The 14,530-nt window shown below is 70.2% G+C and carries 13 protein-coding genes and 4 pseudogenes; 9 read left to right on the forward strand and 8 right to left on the reverse strand.

Annotation, left to right across the window (positions count from 1 at the left end; genetic code table 11):
- Positions 1 to 123: 123 nt before the first annotated feature.
- On the reverse strand, positions 124 to 1,140 hold the full coding sequence (locus tag ACFXGI_RS02680; RefSeq protein ID WP_384702208.1) for an NADP-dependent oxidoreductase: 1,017 nt from the start codon (positions 1,138 to 1,140) through the stop codon (positions 124 to 126).
- 110 nt (positions 1,141 to 1,250) lie between these two features.
- Between ACFXGI_RS02680 and ACFXGI_RS02685 the strand changes: the two genes are divergently transcribed.
- On the forward strand, positions 1,251 to 1,844 hold the full coding sequence (locus ACFXGI_RS02685) for a TetR/AcrR family transcriptional regulator (protein WP_384702211.1): 594 nt from the start codon (positions 1,251 to 1,253) through the stop codon (positions 1,842 to 1,844).
- Between the two features lie 58 nt (positions 1,845 to 1,902).
- Here the strand turns inward: ACFXGI_RS02685 and ACFXGI_RS02690 are convergent, their stop codons facing one another.
- From ACFXGI_RS02690 to ACFXGI_RS02700, 3 genes are all read right to left on the reverse strand, one after another.
- The gene (locus ACFXGI_RS02690; RefSeq protein WP_384702214.1) at positions 1,903 to 2,388 is read right to left on the reverse strand and encodes a hypothetical protein; all 486 of its coding nucleotides are present in this window, start codon (positions 2,386 to 2,388) and stop codon (positions 1,903 to 1,905) included.
- A gap of 49 nt (positions 2,389 to 2,437) precedes the next feature.
- A complete protein-coding gene (locus ACFXGI_RS02695) occupies positions 2,438 to 2,920 on the reverse strand; it encodes a VOC family protein (protein WP_384702217.1) in 483 nt (160 codons plus the stop codon).
- A gap of 63 nt (positions 2,921 to 2,983) precedes the next feature.
- Positions 2,984 to 3,139, reverse strand: a complete 156-nt coding sequence (locus tag ACFXGI_RS02700; protein ID WP_384702220.1) for a hypothetical protein — start codon at positions 3,137 to 3,139, stop codon at positions 2,984 to 2,986.
- Between the two features lie 857 nt (positions 3,140 to 3,996).
- On the opposite strand from ACFXGI_RS02700, the gene ACFXGI_RS02705 reads away from it, so the two are divergent.
- The 5 genes and pseudogenes from ACFXGI_RS02705 to ACFXGI_RS02725 all read left to right on the forward strand — a co-directional run.
- Positions 3,997 to 4,989 carry a DUF4344 domain-containing metallopeptidase gene (locus ACFXGI_RS02705; RefSeq protein WP_384702223.1) on the forward strand — a complete coding sequence of 331 codons (993 nt, stop codon included), beginning with the start codon at positions 3,997 to 3,999 and terminating at the stop codon, positions 4,987 to 4,989.
- 652 nt (positions 4,990 to 5,641) lie between these two features.
- Positions 5,642 to 5,935: a hypothetical protein gene (locus ACFXGI_RS02710; protein ID WP_384702226.1), complete on the forward strand. Its 294-nt coding sequence runs from the start codon at positions 5,642 to 5,644 to the stop codon at positions 5,933 to 5,935.
- Between the two features lie 158 nt (positions 5,936 to 6,093).
- Positions 6,094 to 6,489 carry a hypothetical protein gene (locus ACFXGI_RS02715; RefSeq protein WP_384702228.1) on the forward strand — a complete coding sequence of 132 codons (396 nt, stop codon included), beginning with the start codon at positions 6,094 to 6,096 and terminating at the stop codon, positions 6,487 to 6,489.
- A gap of 443 nt (positions 6,490 to 6,932) precedes the next feature.
- On the forward strand, positions 6,933 to 7,061 hold the full coding sequence (locus ACFXGI_RS02720) for a hypothetical protein (RefSeq protein ID WP_384702231.1): 129 nt from the start codon (positions 6,933 to 6,935) through the stop codon (positions 7,059 to 7,061).
- Positions 7,062 to 7,219: 158 nt separating this feature from the next.
- A pseudogene (locus tag ACFXGI_RS02725) lies at positions 7,220 to 7,489 on the forward strand (MFS transporter); the annotation flags it as partial.
- Positions 7,490 to 7,632: 143 nt separating this feature from the next.
- Here the strand turns inward: ACFXGI_RS02725 and ACFXGI_RS02730 are convergent.
- Positions 7,633 to 8,136 carry a hypothetical protein gene (locus ACFXGI_RS02730; protein ID WP_384702233.1) on the reverse strand — a complete coding sequence of 168 codons (504 nt, stop codon included), beginning with the start codon at positions 8,134 to 8,136 and terminating at the stop codon, positions 7,633 to 7,635.
- 249 nt (positions 8,137 to 8,385) lie between these two features.
- Between ACFXGI_RS02730 and ACFXGI_RS02735 the strand changes: the two genes are divergently transcribed.
- The 3 genes and pseudogenes from ACFXGI_RS02735 to ACFXGI_RS02745 form a co-directional block, all read left to right on the forward strand.
- Complete coding sequence (locus tag ACFXGI_RS02735) at positions 8,386 to 9,396, forward strand: zinc-binding dehydrogenase (protein WP_384702236.1); 1,011 nt, start codon at positions 8,386 to 8,388, stop codon at positions 9,394 to 9,396.
- Between the two features lie 203 nt (positions 9,397 to 9,599).
- Positions 9,600 to 10,807: pseudogene (locus ACFXGI_RS02740) on the forward strand (NupC/NupG family nucleoside CNT transporter).
- 22 nt (positions 10,808 to 10,829) lie between these two features.
- Positions 10,830 to 11,135: pseudogene (locus tag ACFXGI_RS02745) on the forward strand (hypothetical protein); the annotation flags it as partial.
- A gap of 83 nt (positions 11,136 to 11,218) precedes the next feature.
- On the opposite strand, the pseudogene ACFXGI_RS02750 reads toward ACFXGI_RS02745, so the two are convergent.
- The 3 genes and pseudogenes from ACFXGI_RS02750 to ACFXGI_RS02760 all read right to left on the reverse strand — a co-directional run.
- Positions 11,219 to 11,770: pseudogene (locus ACFXGI_RS02750) on the reverse strand (SDR family NAD(P)-dependent oxidoreductase); the annotation flags it as partial.
- A 2-nt stretch (positions 11,771 to 11,772) separates the two neighbouring features.
- Positions 11,773 to 13,080 (reverse strand): MFS transporter, encoded by a 1,308-nt coding sequence (locus ACFXGI_RS02755; RefSeq protein WP_384702239.1) that lies wholly within the window; start codon positions 13,078 to 13,080, stop codon positions 11,773 to 11,775.
- Positions 13,077 to 14,501 (reverse strand): alkyl sulfatase dimerization domain-containing protein, encoded by a 1,425-nt coding sequence (locus ACFXGI_RS02760; protein ID WP_384702242.1) that lies wholly within the window; start codon positions 14,499 to 14,501, stop codon positions 13,077 to 13,079. Before ACFXGI_RS02760 ends, ACFXGI_RS02755 begins: the two co-directional genes overlap by 4 nt.
- Positions 14,502 to 14,530 lie beyond the last annotated feature (29 nt).

Here is a 14,530-nt window from a genome sequence, read left to right on the forward strand (position 1 = left end):
GAGCTCCGCCGCAATGGCGCAGAGGCCGATGGGCCGGCCGCCGAACAGGAGCGGGAAGACGGAGGCCGAGAGAACCTGCGCAGCTTCACCGATCGGCCGGCCCGTGCCGCGAGCCCGACGGGCTCACTCCTGGGCAACCGTGAGCACGATCTTGCCTTGGATGTGCCCTTGGGCGGCGCGTTCGTGCGCGGCTCGGGCATCCTCGAGCGTAAACGTGCTGTCGATCGCAACGCGGACCGTGCCCGCGCCGAGCAGGCGTCCCAGTTCGGCAAGCTGCGCGGCGTCCGAGCGGACCTGGGTTCCCGTGACCGTGACGCCCAGCTTGGCGGTCTCTTCTTCGTCGAATTCGCCGAAGAACACGGGGAACTGGGAGCCTCCGCGCTTGAGCGTGCGCAGGAAGCGCTTGCTGTTGGGGCCACCGACGGCGTCGAGAACGAGGTCGACGTCGTGCACGAGTTCCTCGGGACGGTCCTTGGTGTAGTCGATGAACTCGTCGGCGCCGAGCTCACGCAGGAACGCTTCATGCTTTCCCGACGCCACCGCGATGACACGCGCCCCCTTCCACTTGGCCAGCTGCAGGGCGAAGTGCCCCACGCCGCCCGCAGCGCCGTTGATGAGCACCGTCTTGCCGGTGTCGAGCGGCACCGGGCGATGCTGCGCCGCCTGGAAGGGCGAGGGGTGATCGTGTCCGAGCTCGATCAGGAACTGCCACGCGGTAAGGCCGGCCATCGGCGCCCCGGCAGCGTGCACGTGATCGATGCCGGCCGGCTTGAGTGCGAGGTCCGAAGCAGGCGCGGCGACGTACTCCGCATATGTGCTGCCGTCGAAGCCGGGGAAGCGAAGGAGACCGAAGACTTCATCGCCAACGGAGAATTCGTCCACATCCGCGGCGACGGCCTCGACTACGCCCGACAGGTCCGTTCCCGGAACCACGGGCAAGCTGAACTTCGGCCTCACCTCAGGAGGCAGGTTGGACATCCCGTCCCGCAGGTACCAGTCCGGGGGGTTCACGCCGACAGCGTGCACACGAACGAGCACCTCACCCGGCCCCACCTCGGGGATGGGCACCTCTTCGTATCGTAGAACTTCAGGGCCGCCGTGCTCATGGAGCCGGATCGCCCTCATGGTGTGTGTCGCCATCGGTTCCTCCTGCCCGCGCTGCGGGATAGGCTTAGCGGATCAGCGATCCACATAAACGGATCACTGATCCGAATATATGGACCACCGATCCACTTAGTCAAGAGGGGCAGATGCGCGCCGACGCCAGGAAGAACCGCGACCACCTGCTCGCAGCAGCGGGCATCGCCATCACCGAGCAGGGTGTCGACGTGTCACTGCGCGACATTGCACGCAGGGCCGATGTCGGACTCGCCACGCTGCTGCGCCACTTCCCGACGCGCGAGGCACTGCTCGACGCCCTGCTCCGCACGAGCTTCGACGAGCTGACCGCCAAGACGGACTCCCTCGAGACGTCCAGCTCGCCCGGCGACGCTCTCGCTTCGTGGCTACGCGACTGCGTTGCGTGGACAACGGATTATCGGGGCGCGATCGAGCTGATGGCAGCCGCCATCGAGGACACCGAGTCCGCACTCCACGCTTCGTGCGTCACCCTGCGCGCCGCCGGTGCGCGGCTCCTCACCCACGCCCAGGACGCAGGCGCGGCGCGGACCGACATCGATGGAGCCGATTTGTTCGCACTGGTGGCCGCGCTCGCATGGCTCGGCGATCAACCCGCGCTCGCTCCACGCTCCGATCACCTCTTCGACGTCGTCGCGGGCGCGATCCTGACCAGCACGGCGAGCAGCGAGTCCGTGGGGGAAAGCCACTCTCACAAAACCGGCTGACGAGGGCGCAGGCGCGATGTGCGCACGATCCGCGAAGAGTTGCTGCAGAACCCGGCCATCAGCTCTGGGGGCCCGCCGCTTCCAGCTTCTCAATGGCCTGGACCGTGACTACCGCGAAAAGACCATGCGGGATGATGTCCGAGACCCAGTCCGAGGGCGCCCAGGTCCGTGGATCCGAGATTCCCAAAAGGAAAATCGGCATGTTCGTGACGGTCAGGGCAAAGAGGGACGCAACGGCATAGCGGGAAGCCTTCGTCGGGAGCCAGCCAGCCGCCTGGGCCAATGACAGCGCCACCCCCATACCCATTCCCACGGCATATCCGGTCAGGGGACCAAGGCCCGCGATCCGATTCTCCTGGATCTGCTCGTCCCCGGGAATTCGAACATGGAGCTTCGCAGCAAGGGTCCGCACCGTAATCTCAGGCGTATCACTGATCGGCCGGCCTCGAAAGACGATATCGACATAACCCGCCATATTGAGTGCGGTCGTACCGGCGAGTCCCGCAACAGCGCCGTGAAGAACAGGCCGTGTAACGCTGATCATGGGCGGTCCTCTCGGTTCCCCTGCTGCGTAATGGATCTCGATTAGGCCGTCATCGTCCAGGCAGTCGCTCTCGGACCTCTTGGAGCAGCCACCCATTTCCGTCCGGGTCGCTGAACGTCGCGTACGAGCCGTAGCTGGCACCATTCGGAGCTGGGCCCTCCACCTGCTCCGGGGTGCCACTGTCGTAGACGCGGTGGAAGATCTCGCTGACCTCGGCACCCTGGCTGATCAGCTCGGCACGGGCCTTTTCGAGGTCTTGGACGACGAGGTAAGTTCCCTGGGCGGAGCCTGCTGCTGCAGGGGTGACTCCGCGGCCGATATGGATTGAGCATCCCGAGCCCGGAGGCGTCAGCTGAACAATCCTGAATTCCGGGCCCGTCTCGAAGTCGGCATCGACCCTCCACCCCAAGCCCTGGTAGAACCGCAGGGCGCGATCGACGTCAGCCACCGGCATCACTACGACCTCAAGATTCATATCCATGGTCGCCCCTTCATCAACGTTCCTTGCGACGTCCCGGTTTGCGGTGCCCATAACGGCCTTCCGAGCAATTGGGTTCATGGCCTCTGAAAGCCTGCGACTGGCGGAATATCATCGTCACCAGAGGATGCACAGGTTATGAGGAGACAGCGCACCTGCCGGCGCCTGTTCCTGCGGCTCGCCGGGCGCGCGCGCCTCGGCGTCATGCTCGCGGAACGTCATTTCCACCCTACGCTCGCGGACCGTGAGCTGCGCGCCGACCAGCTCGATCACTCCGGTAGGCAGCCCGTACACGGCAGCAGGTCCCTGGAGTGCCCCGCCATGAAGGTGTCGTCGGCACCCCGGTTGGCAGCTCCGCCCAGACGCTCTTCCCCTGCTCCTGGTAGCGGGCCGCGGAGTCGCTGACCTCGCAGGTCAGCATCCGCTCGTGGATCAGGCGTAGTCGCAGAGGAGGAGCGCCGTAACGGACGGCACTGCCAACGAGCTCGCTGACGATGAGTTGGGCGGTGTACGCCGTCTCTTCGTCCACGCTCCGGACGTCCAGTTGACGACGGACCACCGAGCGAGCGAGGGACGCGGCCCCGGGTTCTGCGGGGAGGCCGCATGTCAGTTCCGCTCGGGGGGCAGTGACTTGAGCGGGCGTAGCGGGCCGGACGGGCGACCGGCTCCGGCAGGCCGGCGCGCGCGATGGTGCAGCCGACGGTGAGTGGCTGACCGCGGCGAGGGCTTCGGCCATCGGTGCAGTGCGCCACTCGGAGGAGGAGCTGTGGTGCCTGCCGGGATGATGTTGCGAGACACCTGAGGCAGGACCATCACCATCAGGAGGTGGTCGGGCTCGGCAGCGGCGGTCTGCGGGTCGGCCAGGCCATATTCCGCCACCCGACCCGTCATGGCCAGGGCGCTCGCGCGCCGGGGGTCGCACCCTGCTCCCCCTGGTCCTCATCGGCGGCGGCGCCTTCGGTCTGTGACCGCGTCGGACGCACCACCGGGCCGCTGCGAATTCCTCACCACCCCGGTGCGCCTCCCAAACCGGCGGAACAAGTGCGTCCCCCGGACGGGCGGCTCGACGGGCACCCACGTTCGGGTGGCCGGAGGATCAGTGTGGGAACACGCGACGGGAGCCGACCAGGATGCCGAACACCGCCGGTTGCTCGAAGAGGGCGCACATCGTGCTGTCAGGCGTACTGGTCCTCGCCGGGGTCGCTCTGACCGGCTGCAGCGATGACGCCCGCAACGCCGGACAGGGGCCAGGAGCAGGATCTCACCTGCCGGCGGCTCGCTCGGGCAGGGTCACCGTCGTCTACGAGGACCGGACGGTCAAACCGGAGGACCGGGAGTCCGTGGCACTGATCCGGAACTCCCGTGTGCTGGAGCGGTCGGCCGACTGGGTGAACAGATCACTCACCCTCCCTCACGATCTGACCGTCAAGGTCACCGCCGACGTACCGCCCGGCGTCACCGACGCCGTCACCCAGCCCGACGGCAGGACGATCTTCATCCCTCCGTCGTTCCTGACCGAAATCGAGAAGGCCCTCGCCGACGTCGTGAAGACCGTAGAACGGCCCGCCCCGTTCCCCGAGTCCGAGTACAACACCGACGATCTGACCGTACTGTCGACCGAGTTCATCTTCGGACACGAGATGGGCCACGCCCTGCAACGTCAGCTCCTCCTGGCCAACCTCGGCCTCGAAGAGGACGCGGCTGACGGCTTCGCGTCCTTCTACACCGTCAACGAGGTCGGTCCGGGCCCGTCGCTGGCTGCCGCGGTCCTCTTCGACGAGATCGCCCGGAAGGAAGGCCGGCCGACCCTTGAAGGCTTGGCGAGCGACCACCCCGTAACCCAGCAACGGGCCTTCAACTTCCTGTGCTACCTGGAGGGCAGCGACCCGAAGAAGTACCGGCAGTCCCTTGTCGACAGCGGCTACCTCCCCAAGACCCGAGCCCCCTTGTGCCCACAGGCGTGGGCCATGCTGGACTACGGCTGGTGGACCCAGCTCCAACCCCACTTCAGCGCGGCATTCAAGGCGCAGGGTGGAGCGGAGCAGAAGAAGGCGCACGCGCGGCTGATCGCGGAGACGGACGCTCTGGCGAAGCGCATCGACGAGATCCGCAGCGGCCACTGAGCCTGACCGGCGCAGGCCCGTGGTGTCAGGGCAAGCGTGGTGCCGCGTGGCGAGCGGAGCCGAGGATCATGCCGCTCGGCGACTCCATCACACTCGCGCGGGCAGCTCCGACGGCTCCGGGTACCGAGGCCCGCTCTGGAACCTGCTGGCCCAGCAGACCCGGTACGTCCCCGACTTCGCGGGCTCGGGAACCTCTGGCTGGGCATCAACGGCATCCGCCACCACCAGGCCGACCCGGTGGACACCGCGCACCAGCTGCTCGCCCGGCGGGCAGATGGACGAGTCGGCCGTACGTCGGGTGCGCCGGGAACGAGTCGGGAGCGGACCGGCGCGTGCGGTGGCCTGACTTCGACGGCGACACCCAAGCCGACCACCTTTTGGCCTGCCCCGACGGCGGCGCCTCCGTCTGATGGTGGACCGACCTCGTTCCACCCGGCTGCGAGCGCAGCCTTCCCGATGGCCGGGGTGACGCTCTGCGCTGGACACACAAGAACGGAGGCCGACTCGACACATGCCCGCACGACATCGACTGGATAGGATCACGAACACCCGTGCGATACCTCCTGCGGGCACCCTCTGCCCGGGCGTACCCATCTCACGCCCGCCCACTTTGCATCGACTGCGCACATATGGCGCATCGGAAGGACCAGCCATGTCAAAGCCGCCGCAGGTCGGCCCCCTTACGCCGCTCGCCAAGAAGAAGAAGTTCTTTGACGGACTCGCCCCCTGGCAGGTGGTTCTCTCCCTGCTGCCACTGGGACTGCTCTTCATAGGCGGCGCGATCGGCGGTGGGCTGGGCGCTCTGGGCATGGTCGCCAACGTGAAGATTGCCAAGACACAGCTCCCGACTGCCGGCAAGGTGGCAGCCATGCTGGGGGTCGGTCTCGCAGTGGTCGTCGTCTTCCTGGTGATCGCAGGACTGCTGTCCAACGCCCTGAACAGCTGAGCCCGTCCGGGACCTCACTCGCCGTGCCCACCCACACGGCCGAAGCGGGCGAGCCGCACCGCTCGTAGTCGTTCGCGATGGTTGCGCATCCTGACGAGGACGTACGGGATCGGCGCACCCTCGCCCCCGGCCAGCAAGCACGGGCTACGCTGCGCAGGATGGAACGCGCAGAGGTACTCAAGCGGGTGATCGGCATCCTCACCGAAGCCCAGGACATCCGCCGGGCCATCGAATCCGGCCAGGACGACGATGGCTTCGGCGACGCCCACGGAGATGGCGACGGCCCCGCCGCGAGGGCCGGTGTGGCCACCACCCTCCTGAACGAAATGCTGCCGTCCATCAGCGTGCCGTCCGACGCGTCTCCGCAACAGGTGGCGGCGCTGGTGGCCGAAGCGCTCGGTCCGGCCCTGCACACGATGGTCTCCGGATTCAGCCTGGCGTTCACCAGCCTCGCGATCGCTCACGACAGTGGCCGCACGGACGTCACCTCGATCGAGGTCCTCAGGGAACTCGCCCTGGAAATCGAGGCGGGAACCTACGACGAGGGGCCGTAGGGACGCAGTCGCGTATCCGCAGGACCTCCGGGCACGCGGGCCGGGACGGATCCACCCCGAGCCCCACCATCATCCGGGCAACGCGAGCACGAAGAGGTTCGGCGCACCGGGACCGGTGCGCCGAACCAGGTGTGGCCGCCGTTGAGGAAGCGGCTCTGGCCGTTGGCCCACCAGCCCTCGGTGAGCATGTCACGGACCCAGGGGACGATGTCCTCGATCTTGGTCAGGTCGCCGTTCATCGCCGAGGACTTGTGGTCGGCGACGGAGTCGTCATCCTCGGCCGGGCAGAAGAAGGAGGTGCCGTGTTGAGGCTGGTGTCCAGCCTGCCGAAGCGGCTGACGACCTCGTCGAAGACCCGCTCAGCCTCGGCCACTCGGGTGAGGTCGGCCTGTATGGCGAACGCCACGCCGGGGCCGGCGTAACTCGCTGGGCAGTCGGCGGGGGTGATCCTGGACGCTGCCCTGCTGCACGGCACCGCGGCGGCCGCGGCCCGGCTCGTCGGCGCGCCGCGCGCTCCCGCAAGCCACCGACCGGAGGAACTCCCGGGCGCGTTCGAAGCCTCCTCCGGCTGATTCACCGTTCGACCCACGATGCGTCGTACGGCTCTGCCGGGCGCACGCGTGCGGTGCGAGAGTTGCTGATGCGTTGCCTCGTACGCCGGGGAACACACACCCGGCGTCGATCGCGCGGCCCGACCACCACACCCCGATCCCACGAACAGTGGCACGCCATGATCACCACCAGCTGGGTTCCCGCCCCGAATGGCACGGGGATCTCCGAGAAGACCTTCTTCGGGCACCCCCGTGGACTGGCCGCTCTCTTCCTCACCGAGCTGTGGGAGCGGTTCAGTTTTTATGGCATACGAGCCCTCCTGAGACCGGCTGTGGGGGCCGCGGCGCACCGTGATCGTGGCCGGGTGCGTCATCATCGCCGGCCACCTGTTGCTGGCGGTGCCGGGCCTGCCCCGTTCTTCGGCGGTCCGGCACTGGTCGCCGTCGGACGTGCGGAGGACGTCGTCGCGGCTCGTGTACTCGGGCGGATCCTCCGGACGGGGCCCCGGATTTCCGACGGGGTTCCGGTCTGCGTGCGCCACGGGACACATGCCGGTGATCTCTGGAAGATCGCCCGCGCAGTCCCTCGGGATCACCGCCGGGGGGCGCGTTTCACGTCTCGCCGCTCGGAGCCGGCCGGCCAGACGATCTCCACGGGGAGTCCATGGGCCTGGGCTGTGGCCACGACGTCCGCCGTCCCACCCCGCCCGCCCTCTCCCCCGTCCCAGACGGCAATCAGCAGGTCGGCGCGCCCCAGGAGCACACGATTGGCGGCAGCATAGGCATCCGGTGTGGTCCGCCGGTACGGCATCACCTTGATTTCAGCGGCCGCCCGGTACAAGCGATCGAACTCATCGGCGTGGCCCGGATCCACCATGCGCTCCCGGTAGTCCCACGACGGGATCACCGCCACCAGCCGTGCCCCCACGGCCAGAACGGCATCCGCGAAGACCCTGTCCGCCCCTGCTGCCAGGCAGGACAAGCCGGTGAGCTCGGCGGCCGGGTGCCGGGCGAGCCTCGAAACCAGGGCTTCTCCGATCAGGGGCCTGCTCGCATCCGTGATGTTCGCATGCCCGGTCACTGCGATCGATGTCATCTCATTCACCCGAGATCTTTCGGCGGAGAGCCGGCGTGGAGGACGGCTGATCGTGGCGCTCGGACCAGGCGAGCAGGTGCGCCCACCACCCTACGAATGCCTGCAGAGGCTACGAACCACCTGCTCACGCCCGAACAGCGCTGAGCACCGGCGCGTCACGCGATCGGTAGGCGCCCGGCCGGGGCCCGTGCGCTTCACTCGGTGGAAGTGCACCACCGAGCGGTGCGGAGACGAGGGAGAACGGCGGCCGTGGAGACGATGCTGGCCGGAAGGCTCACCACCGGAGGCGGCGGTTTCGCCGTCGAGGAGGTTCCCGTCCCCGAGCCCGGACCGGGCCAGGTCCTGATCCGGGTACGAGCGGCCGGTGTCTGCCTGTCGGACGTCCACCTCATCCAGGGCGTCCTCGCGCCGCAGCCCCTGACGGGCAACAAGGTGACGCTCGGTCACGAGACGGCGGGCGAGGTCAAGGCCCTCGGTGACGGCGTCACCGGTTTCGCCGAGGGCGACCCCGTCGTCCTCCAGGCCGGCGAGCTCCGGGACGGAACCCCCTGCACCCGCGGGGTGAACATCGACGGCGGCTGGGCCGAGTACACGGTGGCCGCGGCCGATGCGGTGGTCCCCCTCCCGCCCGGGATCCCCTTCGAGCAGGCGTGCATCATCCCCGACGCGGTGTCCACCCCCTGGGCGGCGATCACCTCCGGTGCGAACGTACGGCCCGCGGAGGCCGTGGCGGTGTGGGGCGTCGGCGGCCTCGGCGCGCACGCCGTCCAGCTGCTCCGCATGGTGGGGGCCTGCCCGGTCATCGCCGTGGACCCGCTGGCCGCCGCCCGCGAACGGGCCCTGCGGCTCGGCGCCGACGTCGCCCTGGACCCTGCCGATCCGGAATTCGGCGACCTGCTGCGCGCCGCCGCGGGGGCGGGGGGCGTTGCCGCGGCCTTCGACTTCGCCGGCGTGCCGGCCGCGCGGGACCAGGCGCTGTCCGCTCTCGCCGAGTACGGCCGGCTGGTGCTGGTCGGCCTCACCGACCAGCCCTTCACCATCCAGAACAACCTCTGGTTCTGCCGCTTCCGGCAGCAGGTCCTGGGCCACTACGGCTCCCGGCCCGAGGACCTCGTCGACCTGGTCCGCCTGGCGGGCATGCACCGCGTGGACCTCTCGGCCTCGGTCAGCGGAATCTATCCCCTGGCCGAGGCCGCGCAGGCCGTGGATGCCCTGGAGCGCAAGGAGGGCAACCCGATCCGGCTGATCCTCAAACCCTGACGGCCACGGGGCGGCAGGGTGCCGGCGGGGGGCGGGCGTGTCCTGAGGGTCCCGGGAGAGGTTGTCTCGTAGGTTCGGAGTGCCGCTTTTGCCCGGGTTCCGTTCCGTGCGGCCGTCCGGTGCGCGCCCGTATCTTCCGGACCGCCCGCGAGCCCGCCGGGCCACGAAGGGCCTGCCTCGGCCCGATGAGGAGATCGCGTCCGATGACTCGGTTGCAGGGGCTGCTCGGCCTTCTCGTGATCTACGGCCTGTGCTTCGCCATTTCACGCCACCGCCGGCAGATCAACTGGCGGACCCTGGGTATCGGCCTCGCCCTGCAAGTGGGGTTCGCCCTGCTCGTGCTGAAGTGGGAACCCGGTCGTGAAGCGCTGCGCCGTTTCGCCGACATGATCGCGAAGCTGATCGGCTACACGACCGCGGGAACGGAGTTCCTCTTCGGCTCGCTGGCCAAGGGCTCGTCCGTACCCTTCGCCATCGGCGTGCTGCCGGTCATCATCTTCCTCGGCGCGGTCGTCGGGCTGCTGTACTACCTCCGCGTCATCCAGTGGGTCGTGCAGATCATCGGCGGTGCGATCTCCTGGCTGCTCAAGACCAGCCGGGTCGAGTCGATCTGGGCCACGACGGTGATCTTCCTCGGACAGTCCGAGGCACCGCTGGTGATCGCGCCGTACCTGCGGCGGCTCACCCAATCGGAACTGTTCACCTGTATGACGGGCGGTTTCGCGTCCGTGGCCGGCTCCACTCTGGTCGGATACTCGCTGCTCGGCGCTCCGCTGCCCTACCTGCTCGCGGCGAGCATCATGAACGCGCCCGCCATGCTGGTCATCGCCAAGGCGATCTACCCGGAGACCGAGATGCCGGAACAGCAGGGCGACGTACGCGACGTACGCGACACGGAGTCGGCCAACGTCATCGACGCCCTCGCCCGCGGCGCGCTGAGCGGCGGCCGGCTCGCGGTCATCGTGGGCTGCCTGCTCATGCGTTCGTGGCGCTCATCGCCCTGGCCAACGGCATCCTCGGCTTGGCCGGAAGCTGGTTCGGCATCGACGACCTGACGTTTCAGCGGGTACTGGGGTGGCTCTTCGCTCCCATCGCGTGGCTCATCGGCGTGCCCTGGGACGAAGCCTCCACGGTGGGCAGCCTCCTCGGGCAGAAGACGGTCATCAACGAGTTCGTCGCGTTCGCCTCCTTCGGCCCGCAGATCCCCTCCCTCGATCCCAAGACCGTACTCATCACCACCTTCGCCCTCGCCGGCTTCGCCAACTTCGGATCCATCGCCATTCAGCTGGGCTCCTTCGGCGCGCTGGCCCCCGAACGCCGGGGGGACGTCGCCCGGCTCGGCCTCCTGGCCCTGCTCGCCGGAACGCTGGCCAACCTCAGCAACGCGGCCATCGTCGGCATCGTCGGCTGACCCTCAGGCCCGGATGGCCCGGATGGCCCGTAGGACCCGTAGGACCGTACGGACACGACGGCCGCCGGCCGCCCCGGCGTTCGTCCGCGCGTTCCTCCGTTCGGTCGTCGTGCCTGGGCGGCGGCGCCTGGTGTGCCGGCGGTGGCGGCCGGCCCGGCTCCGCACCCGCGGGCGTCATCACCGCTGCAGCCGGACGGAGGGCGGCCACGGTGAGGCTCGCCCGCGCGGCTGCCCCTCGGCGCGGACCCTGATCGCGGCACTCCCCCGGCTCCCGTTCCAGGACGGGTGCTTCGACGTGGTCGTCGGCCATTTCGTACTCGGGCACGCCGGTCCCACCGGGGCCGTGGCCGCCGAGCTGCGGGTGGTCGTACGCCCCGGAGGGCGGGTGGGCCCGGCCGCGGCGAGTTGCTCGGACGCGCGGCGCACTGAGTCCAGATCCGCGAGGTCGAGCCGTACGTCCGTCGCCCAGGCGCCCGGCACGGCTGCCCGCCGCGAGTACAGGGCGGTGCGGTTGCGTTCCGCGCTGCGGCCGGCGAGGAAGAGGCGCGCTCCCGCGCGTGCCGGCTGTTCGGCCACGTGGTAGCCGATGCCGGTGTTCCCCCCGGTGATCACGTGCTCCTTCCGCTGCCCGGCCGAACCGGCCGGGGTCCGTTGCGGGCGGCGGTCCCGGGGGTGGTCCCCCGCGGGAGCGCCGTCCAGGAGGCACACCCCAGGCACGCGGGGGCGCCGCCGTGTCCTCCCATCGGCCGGTCCGCCGGTCCGGGCACCGGACCGCCGGGCCGACCGGCCGGAGGACGTGCGGGTACGGCCGCACCGGTGACGGTCGGGGCGTACGACGCGCACCGCACGGTGCCGGGTGTCCCGGCCCGCGCCGGGTTCCTGCGACGCAGCCGCGGATGCAAGTCGGATTGCACCCCTTTCCAGGAACACCGGCCGCCGCCCCCGCTGTTCGGCGCCCCGCACAGCTAGGGGGTGTCCTCGCCGGGCGTCCCGAGGCGGTGTGCGTCCCGTTCGGGACGGAGGAACACGGCGGCGAGCACCCCCGCGATCGCGAGGAGGGCGGCGGTGAGCAGCCAGGCCCGCTCGTAGCCGGCGACGGCCTCGCCGGCGCCGTCGACGATCCGCCCGAGGACCAGCGGGGAGACCACCGCGCCCACGGAGGACAGGCCGACGACGATGCCGAGGACCGCTCCTCGGCGGTGAGCCGGTGCGATCCGGGCACAGGCCGTCTGGCCGACCGTCATCATCGGCGCGGACAGCGCCATCGGACCGCACATCATCGGCAGCTTCAGCCACGGCGGACCGGCGAGGAACAAGGCGAGCGCCGCGGCCGCGCCGAGCATCAGCAGCCCCGCCCCCGCTCCCCCGGGCAGGAGGCCCGGGCGGCCTCGGCGTGCGGAGGCGCGCCGGGCCAGCAGGCCGTGGGTCAGCAGCACGGCCGCGTTGGCGAGTGAACCCGCCGCCACCGCGAGGCCGGTCGCGCCGGGGGACCAGCCCAGGGCCGTGTGCAGGTAGTCGGGGACCCAGGTGAGCTGCGCGCTGATCTGCCAGTAGACGGCGAAACAGGCGAGGCCTGCCGCGAGCACGCTCGGGGAGGTGAGGATCCGACCCAGCGGGGGGCCGGTGTCGTTCGCGACCGTCCCGGCCGGGTCTGCGACCGGCGGAGCGAGCGGTCCCTCCCGCGCGCGCAGTCCCCACACCAGCGCCCAGCCGAGCCCGGCCAGCCCCACGCCCCCGAAAGCCCAGCGCCACCCCCACACGGCGATGACCCAGGTCAACGCGGGCGCTGCCAGGGCGACTCCCGCGGCCGCGCCGACGAGCAGCACGGCCGTGGGCAAGGTGCGGTCCCGCTGGTCGAACCATCCGTACAAGTGGTGCGCGGCCACCGGAGCCGCCGGTCCCTCCGCGGCTCCGAGCAGCACCCGGGTGGCGATCAGCACCCCGAATCCGGCGGTCGGCCACAGCATCGGGAGCTGGGCGGCCGACCAGGCGAGGGCCATCGCCAGCAGCAGGACGGTGCTGCGGACCCGCCGGGTCAGCAGGGAGACGCCGATCGCGGAGAGGGAGAACAGCGCGAAGAACGCCGCTTGCGCGGAGCCGAACTGCTGCCGGTTCAGGCTGAGTTCATTCATGATCTCGGGTCCGGCCAGACCCAGGACCGCCTTGTCGGCGAAGTTGACCACCATGAACAGCAGGAGCAGCCGGGCGGTCGGCCAGGCACCGGGAGCGTGCGTGCCGAGGCCCGGCCGCTCCTTCGTTCCGGCGCTCCTCACCGTACGGTGCCACCAGCCGCACCGGTCTCCGCCGTGCCGTCCCCCAGCCCCACACCGACCCGGCCCGCCGCACGGCTGGCACCTTGCGGGGTGCGGGCCAGTTCGGTCGCCACGTCCGTCCCCTCCACCACCGCGGATGACTCCGCCGCGGCCCAGGCGAAGATGCCGCGCGCCATGGTCGAGGTCTCGCAGCCGGCCCGGCGGCCGTAGACCTCGGCCCGCACCCGGGCGACCTCCTTGTCGCCCGGCGCGGCCAGCGCCGCCGTTTCCGCCAGGTGCGCGGCCAGGCGGAGCCGGCCGCCCGCCAGCAGCTCGGCGGCCCGGGCCGCGAGGACGTGCGCACCGCCCGCGGCGGCGGCCAACTCGGCGGCCACCGCCGCCTCGGGGGCGGGCTTGAGGTGCGCGGGGTTCTGGTCGTACCAGCCTCCCCACAGCCGCCACAGGTTGCGTACGACGAATTCGGGTTCGTCGTACGCGGGCCGCAGGTAGGGCTTGTCGAGCAGGGTGTCCGGCATCCGCACCCGCCGGACGACCTCGTCGAGGCGCAGGCCCTGGTTCATGAGGTCGCGCGTCTGGTCGCACAGGGTCTGGAGCAGGTCGGCCGTGTCCGTGAGCGCCTCCCGCACCCGCCCCGCTCCGACGATGGGGATGCCGTGGCCGGGCAGGAGGAGCTCGGCTCCGAGATCGGCCATGGACCGCAGGGCGGCGGCCCACTCCTCCGGATAGCGCTGCGCCTTCTGCGGGTTGCCCGCGTTGGGGGTGTTCCAGATGAACAGGTCGCCGGTGCACAGCACCCCGAGCTCGGGCACCCAGACGTAGGTGTGGTCGTCGGTCTCTCCACGGGCGTGCACGAGCTCGAAGGTGAGGTTTCCCTGCCGCAGGGTGCGGCGGGTCCGGTAGGTGGTGTCGGGGTAGCGGTACTCGGTGGGCCAGCCGAGCCACGGGACGCCGAACTGCCGCCGGTTGATCCAGGAGTTGTAGCCGCCGGTGCGGCGGTAGCGGTCGAAGCGGGCGGCCACGGCCTCGTGCGCGAACACTTCCGGTCGGTGTTCCTCGGCATCGAACGGGCCGAGCCCGCCGACGTGGTCGACGTGGCCGTGGGTGAGGACCGCGGCGGCCACGCGAGCGGTGGAGAAGTTCCGTACGGCCGCGTGCCGCTGGGCCGCGGACAGGACGTCCCCCGAGTCGACGAGGACCAGGCCGTCTCCGCTGTCGAACACCACGGAGTTCGCGAACCCCGGGAAGAACCCGACCTGTTCGCGCAGGCGGATCAGGTGGTCTCCGGAGTAGACGCCCGTGAGGTGGTCGTCAAGGTCCGCCGTCCCGCACCAGACGCGCTCGGCGTAGGCGAGGTAGTCCGGGGAACGGTCGGGCAGGCCCGGGCCGTCGGAAGGCGCCTCGGGGGCGGGGGGTGTGCTCATGGGGCTGTCTCCTTCTTCTTCCGCTCGTG

Origin of the sequence: Streptomyces sp. NPDC059355 (assembly GCF_042752335.1) — a bacterium.
Lineage (GTDB): Bacteria > Actinomycetota > Actinomycetes > Streptomycetales > Streptomycetaceae > Streptomyces.